The organism is Tenacibaculum sp. FZY0031, from assembly GCF_036350695.1.
Classification (GTDB): Bacteria; Bacteroidota; Bacteroidia; order Flavobacteriales; family Flavobacteriaceae; genus Polaribacter.
The window spans coordinates 76,201-95,491 of the sequence record NZ_JAZDVY010000010.1 but is presented as its reverse complement, the minus strand read 5'-3'; the positions used below and the strand labels follow the sequence as shown (position 1 = coordinate 95,491).

Here is a 19,291-nt window from a genome sequence, read left to right as displayed (position 1 = left end):
GTTTTTTAACTATCGCTTACTGTACTTTTCTCTTTGGCAGGAGTAGCATCTTTTACGATAAATCCTTTAATCTTAACTCTTTTTCTTTTGTTTTTAGCATTTGAAATAACAGTTAACGTTTTAGAGAAACCACCTAATCTTTTTGTATCGTAAGAAACTTCAATTTGCCCTTTTTTTCCAGGCATAATTGGTTCCTCTGGCTTAGTAGGGACTGTACACCCACAAGGAGATACAATATCCTTAATAATGATAGGAGCATCACCTATGTTTGTGAATTCAAATACGCGTTTTCCTTCAGACCCATAAGCTATTTTCCCATAGTCAATAGTTTCAGTTTCAAATTTAAATTCTTGAGCGCTTACTGTTAAGGTAATAAAGCAAACAGCGATAAATGATAAAATTGTTTTCATAATGTAAAAAATTAATTTTTTAGGGTATTAACCGCTACAAATTTAGTATTATTTCTTTAAGTTCTAAAAAAACAACCTCTAATTTTCTGTACCTCATAGATAGTTGTATTTTTGCTAATCGAATTTCAAAAACAATGCCAAAGGTTAAAAAGTGTTAAATTATTAACCATAAAGATACACATAACATATGAATATTCCATCAAAATATAATTCTAAAGAAGTAGAAGGAAAATGGTACGATTACTGGATGAAACACAATTATTTTCGTTCAGAAGTAGACGAACGCGAACCCTATACAATTGTTATACCTCCACCAAATGTCACAGGTGTGTTACATATGGGACATATGTTAAATAATACCATTCAAGATGTATTAATTCGCAGAGCTCGATTGCAAGGAAAGAATGCGTGTTGGGTTCCGGGTACCGATCATGCCTCAATTGCTACAGAAGCAAAAGTGGTCGCAAAATTAAAAGAGCAAGGGATTGATAAAAACGATTTAACTCGTGAAGAATTTTTAGCACATGCCTGGGAGTGGAAAAATGAGTATGGAGGAATCATTTTAGATCAATTAAAGAAATTAGGAGCCTCTTGTGATTGGGAGCGTACTGCATTTACAATGGATCCTGCGTTGTCAGAATCGGTAATCAAAGTATTTGTGGATCTATATAATAAAGGATTAATTTACCGTGGATATCGTATGGTGAACTGGGATCCCGAAGCAAAGACAACGCTTTCTGATGAAGAGGTGATTTATGAAGAACGCCAAGGTAATTTGTATTATTTACAGTATGCTATAGTAGGTTCTGATGAAAAAGTAACCATAGCAACTACACGTCCTGAAACCATTTTAGGAGATACAGCTATTTGTATCAATCCAAACGATGAGCGTTTTGCACATTTAAAAGGGAAAAAAGCTATTGTTCCTCTTTGTAATAGAGAAATTCCAATTATCGAAGATGAATATGTTGATGTTGAATTTGGTACAGGGTGTTTAAAAGTAACTCCTGCACACGATGAAAATGATAAAACTTTAGGAGACAAGCACAACTTAGAGGTAATTGATATTTTTAATGAAGATGCTACCCTAAATTCTTTTGGATTGCATTATGAAGGTAAAGATCGTTTTGTAGTTCGTAAGGAAATATCTAAAGAACTAGAAGAAAAAGGATTTTTAGTGAAAACTGAAGTACACGTAAATAAAGTAGGAACTTCAGAAAGAACCAAAGCAGTAATTGAACCAAGATTATCAGATCAATGGTTCTTGAAAATGGAAGAGTTGGTAAAGCCAGCTATTGAAGCTGTATTAGGAGAAGATAGAGAGGTGAAGTTATTCCCTAAAAAGTTTGAAAATACGTACCGTCACTGGATGGAAAATATCCGAGATTGGAATATATCACGTCAGTTATGGTGGGGACAACAAATTCCAGCATTTTATTATGGCGATGGGAAAGAAGATTTTGTAGTTGCTGAAACTATAGAAGAAGCAGTAAAATTAACTCAAGAAAAAACAGGGAACTCTTCATTATCTGCGTCAGACTTACAACAAGATCCTGATGCGTTAGACACGTGGTTTTCTTCTTGGTTATGGCCCATGAGTGTTTTTGATGGAATTCGTAATCCTGAAAATGAAGAAATCAAATACTACTATCCAACCAATGATTTGGTAACTGGACCAGATATTTTATTTTTCTGGGTAGCTCGTATGATTATTGCTGGATATGAGTACAAAGATAAACGTCCGTTTGAAAACGTATATTTAACAGGATTGGTACGTGATAAGCAACGTAGAAAAATGAGTAAATCTCTAGGAAATTCACCAGACGCCTTAAAATTAATTGAAGATTTTGGTGCAGATGGGGTTCGTGTAGGGTTGTTACTAAGTGCTGCAGCAGGAAATGATTTATTGTTTGATGAAGATTTATGCCAACAAGGAAAAGGATTTGCTAATAAAATTTGGAATACTTTTCGTTTAATTAAAGGTTGGGAAATAGATGAAAGTTTAGCGCAACCAGAAACAGCTAAAATAGGATTAGCTTGGTATGAAGCGAAGTTTAATAAAGTATTATTAGAAATAGAAGACCACTTTAGTAAGTACCGTTTATCAGATGCGTTAATGGCTATTTATAAATTAATTACCGATGATTTTTCATCATGGTTATTAGAAATTGTAAAGCCAGGATACCAACAACCAATCGACGCAAAAACATATAAAGCTGTAATAGAAGTATTAGAAAATAACTTAAAAGTATTACACCCATTTATGCCTTTCTTAACAGAGGAAATTTGGCAGCACATTACAGAAAGAACTCCTGAAGATGCATTGATTATAGCTAAATATCCAACAGTAGGAGAAACAAATGAAGAATTGATAACGAATTTTGAGTTTGCTACAGGGGTTGTTTCTGGAATTAGAACAATTAGAAAAAACAAAAATATTTCGTTTAAAGATGCAATTGAATTATCTATTGTAAATAACGAAAACGTTACAAAAGCGTTTGATGCAGTAATTCAGAAGTTAACCAACGCTTCAGCAATTAACTATGTTACCGATAAGGTAGAAGGAGCAGCATCTTTCCGTGTAAAATCAAATGAATATTTTGTGCCAATTTCATTAGATACGATTGATGTAGCAGCAGAAATTACAAAGTTAAATGCAGAGTTAAAAAGAGCAGAAGGCTTTTTAACTGGAATTCAAAAGAAATTGTCTAACGAGCGATTTGTAAGCAATGCACCAGAGCAAGTTATTGCTTTAGAACGTAAAAAAGAATCAGATACCTTGGCAAAAATCGAAACGATTAAAGCTAGTTTGTCTTCGTTACAATAAGTAAATAAAATTGAATAATAAAAAAACCGCTGTATGATTACAGCGGTTTTTTATTGGTAATTAGTTGAGAAATAGGAAACATAAGCTTAATAATTACTTAAAAAAAGAACATTTACATTTGTTTTAATTTAAAAACATTTGTAAGGTGAAATATGCCAATCATTATATTCTTTTAATTATTTCAGCAGTTGTTTTTACAGCTGGCATCTCTAGTACAGATATCTATTTTTTAGATGAAGCAAAAAATGCAGTATGTGCGAGAGAAATGATGGAGAATAGCGAGTATGTGGTGCCTACGTATAATGGGATTTTACGTACAGATAAGCCTCCACTGCATTATTATTTTATGATATTGGCGTATAAAATTTTTGGAGTAACCCCATTTGCAGCAAGGTTTTTTTCAGCAATAATGGGGGTGTTAACCGTTTTGTGTGTGTATTTTTTTTCTAAAAAACACCTGGGGAATATAAAAGCGTTTTACGCGAGTTTACTTTTAATAGCTTCTCTACATTTTAATATTCAAATGCATTGGAGCGTGCCTGATCCGTATTTCATTTTCTTTATCACATTAGCTGGATGTAGTTTTTATGAGTTTTATAAAACCAATAAGAAAATATGGTGGTGGATTCTTTACCTTTCGTTGGGATGCTCTTTTTTGTCAAAAGGCCCCGTAGGAATGGTTTTAATGAGTTTATCGGTTTTTGTATTTCTATTAATAAAAAAGGAGTTTACATGGAAAGTAATTAAGAGTATAAATCCGTTTGTAGGAATCCCCTTGGCATTAGCAGTCGCTTTTCCTTGGTTTTATGCAGTTCATAAGGCAACTGATGGGAAGTTTACAGAAGGCTTCTTTTTAAAGCATAATATAGACAGGTTTAGTAATGAAATGGAAGGGCATGGAGGAGTCTTCTTACTAACAATTGCTTTTGTTGTTTTAGGACTAATCCCTTGGTTTTTCTTTTTTGGAAATTACAAATTAGTCAAAAAGATGATTAAAGAAAATAGCTTTTATTTGTTTAGTTTTTGTGTTTCGGCTAGCATCGTTTTCTTTTTTATGATTTCAGGAACCAAACTACCCAATTATACAGTACCAGCTTATCCGTGGCTGTTTGTGTTACTATCTGGAATACTATTGAATGTTGAAAAGAAAAAACCGTATGTAATAGCTATAGTAGTTTTATCTGTTGTTTTACCAATTGGAGTTATAATTGGAATAAAACAAGATAAAGTTATTCATGATTTGTATGTATTAGGATTTAGCTTTTTTATTGTAAGCATTGGGGCAATAGTAGCTTTTTTTTACAGAGACACCCAATATAGATGGATAAATATTTTAAATGGTAGTTGGTTAATTATGGCTCTGGTGTTTTTTTACATTGTTTTTCCTATAGTAGATAAACAAAACCCAGTACAAAAAACAATTTCTTTTTTTGATAAAAATGAGGCGATAGCTGGTTACAAAATCGTAAACTCTGCATTTATTTTCAAGCTAGAAAAAGAAATACCAGTATACAGAAGTTTAGAAGAATTACAAAATTTTATAGAGAAACATCCAGAAGGAGGGAAAATTATTACACGTGCAGGCAAAGAAAACGAGTTACAATTAGAAAGCATAGGGTTAAAAGAGGTCGCCAGAGAAAAAGATTTGTTTGAGAATCCTACGACATTAATTTTAGGGTTTTAGGCTTTTTTTATTAGCAAAACACTAACAGCGGTTAGGAACCCTAAAAATGCTCCAAATGAAATATCTATTAAAAAGTGCTGTAAAAGATATACCCTTGATAGTCCTGCAAAACAAGCTAAAACAAACAAAAATAATTGCCCGTACTTGTGTAACTTAAAAAAGAAAATAAAAAAGAAAGCTAAGGAAAAAGCTGTTAAAGTATGCCCTGAAGGAAAGCTGTTTAAACTGTGAATATTAATACCAGATACTTTATGTAAAAGCTCAAAAGTATTTGTGTCAAAATATGCTTTGGGTCTGGCCATTCCTTTAAAAATTACTTTTTTCAATACCCAAGAAATTCCTGTTTGTATTAGTAATAAATAAATTAAATACGTGAGATTTTTTCGTTTTAAAAAGAAAATTAAAATAGCCAAAGGAATATAAATTATAGCATCCCCTAAATAGGTAATGTATTTAAAAAAAATATCTAAAAAATTAGTATGGTGTTTGTTTAGAATAATTAATAATTCTCCTTTAGGGATGGTAATAGAAAAATATAAAGCTAAAAATAGAACAGCTATAGATGTGAGTATAATTATATTACTTTTGAGAAAAAACCAAATTAAGTTAACATGATTGTCGTGTTCAACTTTTTGAGGGAGGTAAATAACATCTTTGTAACTTAGCATTGTTATGTCTTTATAAATTCACAGTAGTGAAATTAAAAAGCCTATTTTGCCAAAATGTTAAGAGTTTTTTTTATTTGCTTTACTAAAAAGTAAAAAATGTTATGTTATTATTATCTAGGTTTTTAACTTGAAAGCTTAGGTATGATAAAAAATCCGCTGGACTTTTTATCATACCTAATTAAAAGTGTTTAGTTTTTGTCAACCACATCACCTGAACCTAGAGAGTTGCTATCTATTTGAGAGGGGTTTCCTTTATAATAAATGCTTCCAGAGCCTACAACAGTAGCTTTAATTTTGTTACTAACAGTAGTCAATATATCACCAGAGCCAGCAATACTAGCTTTTAAAGAACTTGTTTTTAAATCGTAACCTTTTATATTACCAGAACCTCCAATAGCACATTTTAAATAGTCAGTTTTTCCTTTTAATTTAATATTCCCTGATCCTCCTATAGATGCTTTAATAGTATTTGCTTCAACACTAGCAACAATATTTCCTGATCCTCCTAAAGCAAAAGAAACTTCGTCAGCTTTGATACGTTTTTTTGCAATTACATTTCCTGATCCCCCTAAAGCAACCGATTCAATATCTTCAAAAGGAACGGTAACGGTTAATTTTTTGGTGGTATGAATGTTGGTGTTTTCTTTAAAATTAATATTCAACTTTCCATTTTTCACTTCTGTTTCAATATATTTTAAAATATTCTCTTCACCTTCTATGCTAAGTTTACCTACTGTCCCCTCAGTTAAATAAACATCAAAGGAACCTCCAACGTTCACTTTATCAAAAGAATTAATTTTTCTAGTTTCTGTGATAACATTTCCGTTACCTTTAATTTTTTTAGCGCCCCACCAACTTTGAGAATTAACAGTAATTGATAAGAGAATTAAAACGATGGTAGTAAATTGTTTTTTCATTTTTAGTTATATTTAGCGTTAATATGATGTCGTTTAGTTTTAAAACTTTTAGTATAGCCTATATAGTAGCAAGTATTTTATCATTGTTTTTTATTGATGTTGATAAACCTATTACAGAGCTAATTTTTAAAATTTTTTCACTACAGTTTTTGTCTTTTTTATACTTGAGTTCTTCTCAAAAAATAAATTATTGGTATTTACTAATACTAATGAGCTCTGTTGTATCGGATGCTCTTTTGATTTTTGAGGATGACTTTATAAAAGGAGGTGTCTTTTTTTTATTGTTAAATAGAGTTTTATATTTAATCATAGCTAGAAAAGCGATGCATAAAACAAAACTCAAAACGTTGCTAGCCTACCTTATACCAGGCTTAATACTTTTTTTAATCATTTCGTATTTGTTAAGACCTTATTTAAAAGAACTTTCGTATTCAATTTTTATAATATGTTTTTTAAATGCCACTATAGTTGGAATAACTTTTTTTAATTTTTTAAATAAAATGAGTAAAGAGAATTTGTTTTTCTTCTTAGGGATCTTTCTCATTATTACAGCCGATTTTTTAATAGTGTATAATAAATATGTTGATTACAAACTTTACTATGTTATTGCCTATACGATAGTGTACTACATTGCTCGTTATTTAATTTGTGTTTCAATGATTAAGAAAAAAAGCGGTTTTAATCATTTAATTTTAAAGAAACGCCTCCGTATCTAGATTTGATACTGATACTAGAATTAGAATTGTTAGTTCCAAAAGTTCCTTCGTAATACTTTTTAGATGACTTATTACTGCTTTTAAACATTGTTACATGGTTATCAGGATAGTCAAACCCAGCATAGCCTAAATCAACAGTAAAACTAAAGTTGTTATCACTATTAGTACCAAGCTTAATTCCAGCATAACTTCCATCGATAACAATACTTTCAAAACCTTTTTCAATATTTCTAACTCTTACCCCGCCATAATCGGTATCAATTTTTAAATTTTTTCTAAGAGTTCCTATTTTTATACTAGCGTAATCAGAGTTACCATTAATGTTTGAGGCATCATTTATAGAAATACTTCCGTAATCACTATTAAAATCAACATTGGTTGCAGTCCCAATTTTCATGGTAGAATAATTGGCATTTACTTTTAAGCTCTCTGATTTTACAACGGTTAACTTAGAGTAGTCAACACTTAAGTTTCCCGATTTCATAAAGTTAATTTCAGAAACACCACAATAATCTAAATTAATGTTGTTAGTTTCATTTAAGAGTTGATCTATTTGTAGTTTACCATAATCACAATTAATGTTAGATTTCCCTTCTAGTTTATCTAGTTCAATATTCCCGTACTTATTATTTAAATCAGCATTATTGGTAATGGGCATCTTTACAAAATAATTAATCTTATAGTTTGTGTTATTGTTGCCCCACCAAGACCAACTAGATTTTGTTTTCTCAATAATGGTTCTGGCTTCTACCAAACTAGGAGTCGCTTCAAATTGAACATCTATAGCTTTTAATTTACGTTCAACATTAGATAAGTCACTGCCTTTAACAGTTATTTTGACGTCAATTTCTATGGTGTTTTTGTCCCAAGTCACAACATTTACATTGCCGTATTTATTACTAATGTATAGGGTTGCATTTTTATGAACAGAAAAAGTTTTACGAATGCTCTTACTTTTTTCGTGTTTTTTATCATTAGCTACTAAAAGTGTAGGAATGAAAAGGAATAGGAAAAGTAGTTTATATAATTTCATCTTCTAATATTTCTAATTTTGCGGGGTTTTGTTGTAATTCTAATCGTAAAAGAAGTTTTTCTAATACATCTAATCGTTGTTGATAATTTTGTATCATTTCTCTGATAATTTGATGTTTATTTTCTCTTTTAGATAGTTCTTTTTCGAGCGTTTGGTACTGATCTTCCAATTCTTCAATTTGATTTAAAGAATCTTCTATAAGTATTTCAGTTTCTAAACTTCTATATTGTTCAACTTCTTTTAACTCTTGATTTATGGTTGTAACAAAAAAGTTTTGAGCTTCTGCCATCTTGGGCGAAATATCGGCTAAGTCGTAGGTGTTTTTTTGTTGGTAACTACCAAGATAAAACCCTATAACTAGTACTACTGACGCTGCTATACTCATCCAAAAATAAGATGGTTTTTTAGCTCGTTTTGACGATTCTAGTTTTCGTTGAAAGCGATTTAAATGCCCTTGATGAGGTTCAAAAACATCAAAATCATTTTCCTGAAAAAACAGATGTAGTTTATCCTCCATATACTTGTGTTTTATGTGTATTACTTACGAATACTTGTTTTAACTTCTTTTTTGCTCTAGATATTGTTGTTCGTACATTTTCATTAGTGTAATTTAAGATTTGAGCGATTTCTTCATAATCATAACCTTCAATTAGATGTAAGGTCAATACAATTCTGTAATTGTCCTTTAATTGTTGTAAACAGTTTATAACTCTTTTAACTTCCAAAGAACTATAATCTATTTCAATATCTTCAATTTCATAATCAGGTACCAAATCCATTCGTACTTCATCATATCGAGTATTTTTTTTTAACTGGGTTAAACTTTTATTAATAACTATTCTTTTTAACCAAGCACCAAAAGTAACTTCACCTTTAAAAGTATCTAATTTTGTAAAAGCAGTTAAAAATGCTTCTTGAATTAAATCTTCTGCCTCGAACGCATCTTTTAAAATACGATACGATGTATTGTACATAGCTTTGTAATAGCTTTGATACACCTGCATTTGTGCAGTATTATCGCTCTTTTTACAGCGTTCGATTAGTTGGTTGATATGTGTTTGTTGCGACTCCAATGAAATCATTCTATACTAGAGACAATTTAACTTTTAAATTGTGACAGTTGGCAAGCATAAAAATAAAAAAATAAAAAATGTTTTTTAAAATTTAATAGTTAGTTTTAGGTATTTTACTGATAATTAATTGATTGCGATTTTTGTTTTTTGCAGAAATAGAGCAGGCCGTGATGGGTAAAAAAAATGAATCAAAATATGTATATTTGACACAATGGTTAACAGTGTTAAAATTATTGAGTGTCCAAGGGATGCAATGCAAGGAATTAAAAGCCATTTTATTGCCACGGAGGCAAAGGCTAAATACATCAATTCGCTGTTAAAAGTAGGATTTGATACGATTGATTTTGGAAGCTTTGTGTCGCCAAAGGCCATTCCACAGATGAGAGATACAGCTGAAGTTTTATCGAAGTTGGATTTATCTACCACTAAAAGTAAACTTTTAGCAATTGTAGCAAATGTACGAGGAGCAAATGATGCGTCTCAGTTTGAAGAGATAGATTATTTAGGCTATCCTTTTTCGATATCCGAAAATTTTCAAATGCGTAATACGCACAAAACGATAGATCAGTCTATAGATACTTTAAAAGAAGTATTAGCCATTGCAAATAGAACGAATAAAGAAGTCGTAGCTTATTTATCAATGGGGTTTGGAAATCCGTATGGAGACCCTTGGAATGTTGAAATAGTAGGAGAATGGACGGAGAAACTTTCGTCGTTTGGGGTTAAAATCTTATCTTTGTCAGACACAATTGGGAGCTCAACACCTGAAGATATAGACTACCTATTTTCAAACTTAATACCTAGTTATCCCCAAATTGAATTCGGAGCTCATTTACATACAACACCCGCCAAGTGGCATGAAAAAGTAGATAGTGCTTTTAAAGCAGGTTGTCGACGTTTTGATGGAGCAATAAAAGGGTATGGAGGGTGTCCGATGGCAAAAGATGAGTTAACAGGTAATATGCCAACTGAAAAGTTACTGTCTTATTTTACAGCAAACAAAGTAGCAACCAATATTAAACCGATGAGTTTTGAAAGTGCTTATAATAAGGCACTAGAAGTTTTTTAAAGTAATGAAATTAACTATTGTTTTTCTTTTTATCTTTTTTTCTGCCTTTTCTCAATCTGTAGATAGTGAAAGAATAGGAGTGTGGGATGTGAGTGGAAGTAAAATAATTAAAAATCAGTCTGTAAGTGATGATTTGGCAGCTTATTATTGGAGTGAGTTCAATAGAATCTTTCCAAAAGAACTGACTCAGCAATATATAAAACGTATTGTTTTGATGACGGATGGCGTAGATGAAAAAACAGGAGCCTTAGTTGCACTGAGTTCAAAAAACGACAAATGGCAATTAGAAATAGACATAAGAGATGTTAATTTTGAAACGAAAGATAAAAGAAGGTTGCATGAATCTGTATATACTTTAGTACATGAGTTTGGACATTTACTAACATTAAACAGAACCCAAATAAGACCCACCAATAAAAGGCAACAAGAAGAAGGAGAATTATATTTAACCCTCGAAGGAGAAGCCTATAAAAATAGCTATATCAATAGATTTGTTAATATATTTTGGAAAGGAGCATTGTTAAACAGATGGGATGTTATCCAACGAAAATATTGTTATACTGAAGCAAATTATTATACAGAAGCAAACTGTGTAGAAAAGCTATATGACCTCTATTTAAATAACCGAACAGAATTTCTTACAGATTATGCTGCCGAAAGTCCTGAAGAAGATATTGTAGAAAGTTGGACTGCTTTTGTATTAAGACCTAAAATTAAGAAGCCTAGAACCATAGCACATAAAAAAATAAACTTTTTTTATCAGTTTCCTGAACTGGTAGCCTACAGAAAAATGATAAGACAGAACACGCGTCAATATCTTCATTAGAATTTGTAAATTTGGTCTTCTTATTAAAAAAAGCCAAATGAAACAATTTAAAACCCTATTACTACTTTTAATAACTTGTATTGTTGTTAGTTGTGGTTCTCCTCGAAAGAAAAACAATTCAACAACTCCAGAAACAAGACATCAGTTTAAAAAGGATGCAGATAAAACTTATTTCACCATCTTACAGTTAAATGATGTATATGAAATAGCTCCAATTCAAGGAGGAATGTATGGAGGAATGGCAAGAGTTGAAACGGTGCATAAACAGCTCTTAGAAGAAGATAAGAATACTATGTTGGTATTGGCGGGAGACTTTTTATCTCCTTCTTTACTAGGTACGATGAAATATAATGGTGAAAGAGTAAGAGGGAAACAAATGGTAGAGGTGATGAATGCTATGAATTTTGATCTTGTAGCATTTGGAAACCACGAATTTGACCTAAGTTATTCACACCTACAAGATCGTTTGAACGAGAGTAAGTTTGATTGGATTTCTGCCAATGTATTGCACAATGTCGACGGTAAACATTCTTATTTTCACAAAGTTGTTGACGGTAAAAAACACCCCTTAAAAGATGCTTTTATAAAAGAGTTTAAAAACCCTGATGGAACTCTTTTAAAAGTAGGGTTTATAAGCGTTTGTATTCCATCCAATCCCAAAAGTTATGTGTATTATGGTGATATGTATAAAGAAATACAACGTTCTTATAACGAAATAAAAAAACAAGTTGATATTGTACTAGGATTAACTCATGCAGCACTTACACAGGATAAAGAAATAGCAAAGCTATTACCAAATGTACCCTTAATAATGGGGGGACACGAGCATACCAATAGCTATACAAAGGTAGGAGAAGTAACAATAACAAAGGCAGATGCCAATGCTAAAACAGCTTATATTCACAGGTTTGAATACGATTCAAAAACGAAAGTAGTTAACTTTAAATCTGAGTTAAAAGAAATTACTAAATCAATCCCTTTTGATGGGAATGTAAAAGAAGTTGTAGATAAGTGGCAAGTAATTTTAGAAGATAAAATTCAAGAAGTAGTTTCTAATCCTTATGAAGTAATATACAAAGCAATCGAACCTTTAGACGCTAGAGAAAGTACTATTAGAACCGTACAAACTAATATGGGCAAACTCATTGCAGAAGCTATGAGTTTAGCGTATAATAATGAAGTAGACTGTGCTTTAGTAAATGGTGGGTCTGTACGAATAGACGATGTTTTATCTGGAGATGTTAATGCGGTAGATATTTTTAGAGTATTGCCTTATGGAGGTGAGATTTTAAAAGTTAAGATAAAGGGAGGTTTATTAAAGGAAGTATTAGATTTTGGCGTTAAATCTTCAGGAACAGGTGCTTATTTACAACGATTTAATGCTAACAAAGTTAATGGAGAATGGATGCTTAAAAATGGAAAACTACAAGAAAACCAAACTTACACAGTTGCTTTCTCAAATTACTTATTAAGAGGGTTGGATATTCCCATGCTTTCAAACAAAAGTGAAGGAGTTTTAAGTGTTTATACACCCAAAAAAGAAGAGATAGCATACGATATACGCAAGGCTGTAGTTACCCTTTTTAGAAAAACAAGTAGATAAAAAGAGTAAGAAAGTAAAAATTATTTAAAATAAGTCTTAATAAGATTTGCAAGGTTGAATTTCTTCTATAAATTTGCCAAATAAAATTAATTAAAACTTAATCTAAATAAAATGAAAAGAGGAATCCTTTCTATGATAGCTGTTTCAGCTTTGGTGTTTACTTCATGTTCAAGTGATGATGAACCAGTAAATTCAGTAAAAGCACCAGCTACTTATAAATTTGAAAGAAATAATGAGTCTACAGTAAGTTTTTCTGGGCAAACAACCCGAATTAAAATGGCTACTGAGTTAATTACTGAACTTAAAAACCCGGTAAAAACAGAAGCAGATTTGGATAACATGTTTGCACATGCTGAAGGGGCGGCTGATTTTGCCGATGCAACATTAAACGCATCTAATAAAAATGTACGTAGTAAAACAGCAGCATCTACCGATTTCTTTTCTGCAAACACAACAGAAGCGAATGCAATAAAAGCACAATTTGATACTTGGATAAAAGAGCAAGTAGATGGTGTATTTCCAAACTGGGATGTTGATGCAGTTGCAGGAACAGCAGGTAAACTTCAACAAAATGGAGGAGGATCTACTAGATACATTAATGGAAAAGGAGTTGAGCTGAATCAAATTTTTGCAAAATCATTAATCGGAGGTTTAATGGTTGATCAAATGTTAAATAACTACTTAGGTACAGCTGTATTAGATGCAGGAAGTAATGTTACTAACAACGATAATGATGTTGTTGAGGAAGGAAAAAGTTATACAACAATGGAGCATAAGTGGGATGAGGCTTACGGCTACTTATATGGTAACGAAGCTAACCCAGCTGAACCAGTATTAGAAGCTGATAAGTTTTTAAACGAATATTTAGCAAAAGTAAATGGAGATGCTGATTTTGCTGGTATAGCAGATGATATTTACAATGCATTCAAGTTAGGAAGAGCTGCTATTGTTGCTAAAAATTATGAGGTTCGTAATGAGCAAGCAGCAATCATTCGTGAAAAAATTTCAAACGTAATTGCAATTAGAGGAGTATATTACTTACAACAAGGTAAAAATAACTGGGCAACAGATAAAGCTGCAGCATTCCATGCTATTTCAGAAGGTTTAGGATTTATCTACAGTTTACAGTTTACTCGTAAAAACAATGCTACAGAAGCATATTTTACCAAAGCAGAAGTAGAAGGATTATTAGAAGACTTATTAGGAACTGGAAATGGTTTATGGGAAGATACTACACCAGCAACATTAGATACTGTTTCTGAAACAATCGCTGCTAAATTTAGCTTCACTGTAACAGAAGCAGGGAGCTAACAAGCAAATAATTTAAGAATTCTTATAAAAAGTAGTTATGATTTCATAGCTACTTTTTATATTTGCAAAAGTTTTATTTAGAATAAATAGAAATAAAAATGATTAAAAAGTTTTTACCTTTCCTATTACTTGCAGTTGTAGTTTATGCTTGTAGTTCAGATAGTTCAGATAACCCAACACCCTCAGATGGCTTTGATAGAGGAGCAATGCTAACACATTTAGCAGATAATATAATCACACCTTCTTTTGAAGGGTTTGATAGTCAGTTAACTACGTTAAAAGCTAAAGTTACAGCTTTTACCGATACTCCAAATGCAACAACTTTAGCGGAAGTACGTACTGCTTGGTTAAATGCTTACAAAGCATGGCAACATGTAGAAATGTTTAACATAGGTAAAGCTGAGGAATTAGGTTTTGTAAACTTTTTTAATATTTACCCACTTACAGTTGCAGACGTTGAAAGTAATATCAGTAACGGAACCTACGATTTAAACAGTTCTAATAATCACGATGCGCAAGGGTTTCCTGCGTTAGATTATTTGTTGTACGGTGTAGCAGCAAACGATACTGCTATTTTAGAAAAATACACAACAGATGCAAATGCAGCGAACTATAAAAAATATATAACAGATGTGATTGCTCAAATGAGCGGATTAACAACGACAATTCTTAACGATTGGAAAGGAAGTTATAGAGATGAGTTTGTCGCTTCTACAGATAATACAGCTAGCTCATCATTAAATAAATTGGTAAACGATTTTATTTTTTATTATGAAAAAGGATTAAGAGCTAATAAATTCGGGATACCAGCAGGAAACTTTTCATCAACACCATTACCTGAAAAAGTTGAAGCATATTACAATCGAGTAGCATCAAAAGCATTAGCATTAGAAGCATTAAATGCTGTGCAAGACTTTTTTAACGGAAATAACTTTAATGGAGCAGGTTCTGGAATTAGTTTTAAAAGTTATTTAGAGTATTTAAAAAGAGGAGATTTAGTAAACTTAATAAATACACAGTTTACTACAGCTGAAACACAAATAGGTACATTAAACGATGATTTCTACCAACAAATAACTACAGATAATACTCAAATGACAAAAGCATTTGATGAGCTACAAAAAGTAGTAGTGTATTTAAAAGTAGATATGCTACAGGCTTTTAATGTTAGCGTAGATTATGTTGATGCCGACGGAGATTAATCACTGAAAACAAAATAACAAAGCTGTCTATGTATATAGGCAGCTTTTATTAAAATAACTATTTAGTCATACTTTTTGTAGGTGAAGCATATCATAAAAATGATTTCTAAAAATTACCTTTCAAAGCAAACAAATTCAGCCCCTTTGGCTGTTTTTCGTGTTTTTTTTGGGGTTATGATGCTTTTTGGTATCCTACGATTTTGGTATCATGGCTGGATAGAAAAACTATATGTACAACCTACATTTCACTTCTCATATTACGGTTTTGAATGGGTGAAACCTATTGGGAATTATACATATTTACTATTTATAATTAGTAGTGTATCAGCAGCATTGGTGGCTTTAGGGTTTAAATATAGATTCGCCATTATAACATTTTTTCTAAGCTTTACCTATATAGAGTTAATGGATAAAACAACCTATTTAAACCATTACTACTTTATAAGCATCCTAAGTTTTGTACTAATCTTTTTACCAGCAAACGCTCGTTTTTCTTTAGATGCTTACCTAAGAAAAAGAGAATATACAAATGTGCCAAAATGGACAATAGATAGTGTAAAATTGCTTTTAGGAATTGTATACTTTTATGCAGGTTTAGCAAAGTTAAATTCCGATTGGTTATTTAGAGCACAACCTTTAAAAATATGGTTGCCGTCAAAATATGATTTACCATTTATAGGAAATAATTTAATGCAACAAGAATGGTTTCACTACGCGATGAGTTGGTGTGGAGCTTTATATGATTTATCAATTCCCTTTTTATTATTGTATAAAAGAACACGTTTGTTAGCTTTCAGTTTGGTTGTGTTTTTTCATGTATTTACTAGGGTTTTATTTCCTATAGGCATGTTTCCTTTTATAATGATTGTTGCGACACTCATTTTTTTCGATGCCTCTTTGCACGAGAAAATGATTCAATTTATAAAACGAGTGTTCTCAATTTCATCAAAAACAGTTGAACAAGTTAAAGAATATACCTATCCAAAACTTCAAAAGAAAGTCATCCTATCAATCTTAGGAACTCTTTTTATACTTCAAATTCTATTACCATGGCGTTACTTACTGTATCCAGGAGAATTATTCTGGACAGAAGAAGGTTTTCGTTTTTCGTGGCGAGTTATGCTAATAGAAAAAGCAGGCTATGCAAACTTTAAAATTGTAGATGGAGAAACAGGGAAGTTTTTTTATGTAAACAATGCTGATTTTTTAACCTCTTTTCAAGAAAAACAAATGAGTTTTCAGCCCGATTTTATTTTGGAATATGCTCATTATTTAGGAGACCATTTTAAAAAAGACGGTCATAAAAATATAGAAGTCTACGTGGAGAGTTTTGTGGCATTAAACGGACGATTAAGTCAACCATATATAAATCCTAAGATAAATTTATATAAAGAAAAAGAAAGCTTTAAACATAAAGACTGGATATTACCTTTTACTGATAAAATTAAAATTTATGGACTATAAATACATGTTCAAACACACACAATTAGCTCAAAATATAGTAAAGTTAGTATGTGTATTATTATTTTTTACAGCTTCAACTTTTGCTCAAAACAAAGTTTCAGGAGTGGTAACCTCTGAAATAAATATGAAGTTGCAAAATGTAAAAGTATATAATAAAACGGGTAGATTGTTAGTGGAAACAAACAGTAAAGGATTTTATCAATTTTCAACTGAAAAAGAACAATTAGAATTGTTGTTTTATGTAGAAGAGTACCAATTAAAAGAAGTTAAAGTAACTGTTGTAAAAGACGTTGTATTAAATGTTCAATTAAACTCTTTTTCTGAGGAATTATCAGAAATACAAATCAAAGCACAACGAAGAAAGGTGTTTGAGTTAAAACGCTTAAAAGATGTGGAGGGAACAGCCATTTTTGCAGGAAAAAAGACCGAAGTTGTTTTAGTAAATCAATCTACAGCAGCGTTAGCTTCTAATAATGCACGTCAGCTATACAGTCAAGTAGCAGGATTAAACATTTTTCAAAATGACGATGCAGGTTTACAATTAAATATTGGAGGTAGAGGGTTAGATCCTAACAGGACATCTAATTTTAATACACGTCAAAACGGATACGATATTAGTGCAGATGTATTAGGATACCCAGAAAGTTATTATACACCACCAGCAGAAGCATTGGATGAAATTCAAATTGTAAGAGGAGCAGCTTCGTTACAATATGGAACGCAGTTTGGAGGATTAGTTAACTTTATAATGAAGAAACCAAATCCTAACAAACCATTAGAAATTATTACTAGAAATACCTTAGGAAGCAATAACTTATTTACCAACTTTACCAGTGTTGGAGGAACCAAAGGTAAAGTTAGCTATTACGGATATTACAATTATAAGCAAGGAGATGGTTTCCGTCCAAATTCTGAATTCGATTCAAAAAATGCCTTTGCACATTTCGGATATGAGATTTCAGACAGAACAAAACTAGAAGCAGAAATAACATATTTGAAATATGTAGCTCAACAAGCAGGTGGATTAACTGATGCAATGTTTGCAGAAAATCCTTTTCAAAGCAATCGTGAACGTAACTGGTTTCAAGTAGATTGGTTTTTGTACAACCTTAAGTTAGCTCATCGTTTTTCAGATAAAACAAATTTCACGTTTAATTTCTTTGGTTTAAATGCTTCGAGAGATGCGGTCGGATATAGAACCAATAGAGTTAGTGATGAAGACCCAGGAAGAGAAAGACAAGTTATAAAAGGAGATTTTAATAACTTCGGATTTGAAGCTAGGTTATTATCAGAATATGAGTTATTCAATAAAAAAGCTACTTTTTTAATAGGAAGTAAGTTTTATAAAGCAAACAACACATCAGCGCAAGGCCCGGGATCTGAATTGTCAGATGCTGACTTTAAAATTTACTCAGAAGAGTTTCCAAATTACCCAAGACAATCAAACAGTACATTTCCTAACTTAAATATCGCATTGTTTGGAGAAAATATTTTCTATTTAAATGAGCAATGGTCGCTAACTCCAGGTTTTCGTTTAGAACATATAAAAACCGAAAGAGAAGAATTCATAACAGATATTACCACCGATGCTGCAGGAAATGTGATAAATAGAAATGAAAGAGACGAGGAAGAAACCAAAGAACGTACATTTTTATTATTAGGAGTAGGAACTAGCTACAAACCTAATAGTTCAATAGAATTTTACGGGAATGTTTCACAAAACTATCGTTCAGTAACCTTTGCAGATATCAGTACTGCAAATCCTGCTTTTGCAATAGCAGAAGATATTACAGATGAAAAAGGATTTACAGCCGATATAGGAGTAAGGGGAGATTTTAACAAAGTAGTATCATATGATGTAAGTGTTTTTGGACTTTTTTATAATGATAGAATAGGTATTTATACAAGACCAGATGGTAAACCAGAAAGAGATAATATTGGAGATGCAAGGATTCTTGGTGTAGAGAGTCTTTTTGATTTGAATCTAAAAAAGATGTTTGATATCAATAGTGATTATAACTTTAATTACTTTGTAAATACTTCCTATACAAACTCAGAGTATACCTCTTCAATAGCAAATGGAATCGTAGGCAATAAAGTAGAATTTGTGCCAGAGTTTAACTTTAAAACAGGTGTTAAGTTTGGATATAAAAACGTATTATCAAGCTTACAATATACTTACCTAACACAACAATTTTCTGATGCATCGAATGCTGTTATAGCAGATTCAAATTCTAGTATCGCTAAAATAAGTGGAGTAGTAGGTGAAATTCCTGCTTATGGAGTATTAGACTTCTCAGCTTCTTACAAATACAAAATTTTCAAGTTAGAAGCAGGAGTAAATAATCTGTTAGACGAAAAATACTTTACCCGTAGGGCAACAGGATATCCAGGGCCAGGTATTATACCATCCGCTTCGAGAAACTGGTATATAACATTACAGTTTAAAATTTAAAATAAAGGGAGAAGCTTCGGTTTCTCCCTTTTT

The 19,291-nt window shown here is 31.6% G+C and carries 16 protein-coding genes; 10 read left to right on the top strand and 6 right to left on the bottom strand.

The window, feature by feature from the left end; translation table 11 throughout:
• Positions 1 to 5 precede the first annotated feature (5 nt).
• Positions 6 to 410: a DUF1573 domain-containing protein gene (locus V1T75_RS14495; RefSeq protein WP_330489217.1), complete on the bottom strand. Its 405-nt coding sequence runs from the start codon at positions 408 to 410 to the stop codon at positions 6 to 8.
• A gap of 187 nt (positions 411 to 597) precedes the next feature.
• On the opposite strand from V1T75_RS14495, the gene V1T75_RS14490 reads away from it, so the two are divergent.
• Positions 598 to 3,237 (top strand): valine--tRNA ligase, encoded by a 2,640-nt coding sequence (locus tag V1T75_RS14490; RefSeq protein ID WP_330489216.1) that lies wholly within the window; start codon positions 598 to 600, stop codon positions 3,235 to 3,237.
• Positions 3,238 to 3,382: 145 nt separating this feature from the next.
• Entirely contained in the window at positions 3,383 to 4,921 is a 1,539-nt protein-coding gene (locus tag V1T75_RS14485; protein ID WP_330489215.1) for an ArnT family glycosyltransferase, read from the top strand.
• Here V1T75_RS14485 and V1T75_RS14480 read toward each other — a convergent pair.
• Entirely contained in the window at positions 4,918 to 5,589 is a 672-nt protein-coding gene (locus V1T75_RS14480) for a phosphatase PAP2 family protein (protein WP_330489214.1), read from the bottom strand. The genes V1T75_RS14485 and V1T75_RS14480 overlap by 4 nt on opposite strands.
• Positions 5,590 to 5,777: 188 nt before the next feature.
• Positions 5,778 to 6,506: a head GIN domain-containing protein gene (locus tag V1T75_RS14475; RefSeq protein ID WP_330489213.1), complete on the bottom strand. Its 729-nt coding sequence runs from the start codon at positions 6,504 to 6,506 to the stop codon at positions 5,778 to 5,780.
• A 23-nt stretch (positions 6,507 to 6,529) separates the two neighbouring features.
• On the opposite strand from V1T75_RS14475, the gene V1T75_RS16410 reads away from it, so the two are divergent.
• A complete protein-coding gene (locus tag V1T75_RS16410) occupies positions 6,530 to 7,222 on the top strand; it encodes a lysoplasmalogenase family protein (RefSeq protein WP_443082051.1) in 693 nt (230 codons plus the stop codon).
• On the opposite strand, the gene V1T75_RS14470 is transcribed toward V1T75_RS16410, so the two are convergent.
• Genes V1T75_RS14470 through V1T75_RS14460 form a run of 3 tightly spaced genes read right to left on the bottom strand, consistent with a single transcriptional unit; the run spans position 7,185 to position 9,337 of the window.
• Entirely contained in the window at positions 7,185 to 8,255 is a 1,071-nt protein-coding gene (locus V1T75_RS14470; protein ID WP_330489212.1) for a hypothetical protein, read from the bottom strand. The genes V1T75_RS16410 and V1T75_RS14470 overlap by 38 nt on opposite strands.
• The gene (locus V1T75_RS14465) at positions 8,242 to 8,772 is read right to left on the bottom strand and encodes a hypothetical protein (protein WP_330489211.1); all 531 of its coding nucleotides are present in this window, start codon (positions 8,770 to 8,772) and stop codon (positions 8,242 to 8,244) included. Before V1T75_RS14465 ends, V1T75_RS14470 begins: the two co-directional genes overlap by 14 nt.
• Complete coding sequence (locus V1T75_RS14460; RefSeq protein WP_330489210.1) at positions 8,762 to 9,337, bottom strand: RNA polymerase sigma factor; 576 nt, start codon at positions 9,335 to 9,337, stop codon at positions 8,762 to 8,764. The genes V1T75_RS14465 and V1T75_RS14460 overlap by 11 nt, the downstream gene beginning before the upstream one ends.
• A gap of 202 nt (positions 9,338 to 9,539) precedes the next feature.
• Between V1T75_RS14460 and V1T75_RS14455 the strand changes: the two genes are divergently transcribed.
• From V1T75_RS14455 to V1T75_RS14425, 7 genes are all read left to right on the top strand, one after another.
• Positions 9,540 to 10,397 (top strand): hydroxymethylglutaryl-CoA lyase, encoded by an 858-nt coding sequence (locus V1T75_RS14455; RefSeq protein ID WP_330489209.1) that lies wholly within the window; start codon positions 9,540 to 9,542, stop codon positions 10,395 to 10,397.
• Between the two features lie 4 nt (positions 10,398 to 10,401).
• The gene (locus V1T75_RS14450) at positions 10,402 to 11,223 is read left to right on the top strand and encodes a hypothetical protein (RefSeq protein WP_330489208.1); all 822 of its coding nucleotides are present in this window, start codon (positions 10,402 to 10,404) and stop codon (positions 11,221 to 11,223) included.
• A gap of 37 nt (positions 11,224 to 11,260) precedes the next feature.
• The gene (locus V1T75_RS14445) at positions 11,261 to 12,826 is read left to right on the top strand and encodes a bifunctional metallophosphatase/5'-nucleotidase (protein WP_330489207.1); all 1,566 of its coding nucleotides are present in this window, start codon (positions 11,261 to 11,263) and stop codon (positions 12,824 to 12,826) included.
• Between the two features lie 111 nt (positions 12,827 to 12,937).
• Complete coding sequence (locus V1T75_RS14440; RefSeq protein WP_330489206.1) at positions 12,938 to 14,137, top strand: DUF4856 domain-containing protein; 1,200 nt, start codon at positions 12,938 to 12,940, stop codon at positions 14,135 to 14,137.
• Positions 14,138 to 14,235: 98 nt separating this feature from the next.
• Positions 14,236 to 15,339 carry an imelysin family protein gene (locus V1T75_RS14435; RefSeq protein WP_330489205.1) on the top strand — a complete coding sequence of 368 codons (1,104 nt, stop codon included), beginning with the start codon at positions 14,236 to 14,238 and terminating at the stop codon, positions 15,337 to 15,339.
• 99 nt (positions 15,340 to 15,438) lie between these two features.
• Positions 15,439 to 16,803, top strand: coding sequence for an HTTM domain-containing protein (locus V1T75_RS14430; protein ID WP_330489243.1), 1,365 nt, complete (start codon positions 15,439 to 15,441; stop codon positions 16,801 to 16,803).
• Positions 16,793 to 19,258: a TonB-dependent receptor family protein gene (locus V1T75_RS14425; RefSeq protein WP_330489204.1), complete on the top strand. Its 2,466-nt coding sequence runs from the start codon at positions 16,793 to 16,795 to the stop codon at positions 19,256 to 19,258. The genes V1T75_RS14430 and V1T75_RS14425 overlap by 11 nt, the downstream gene beginning before the upstream one ends.
• The last annotated feature ends 33 nt before the right edge of the window (positions 19,259 to 19,291 follow it).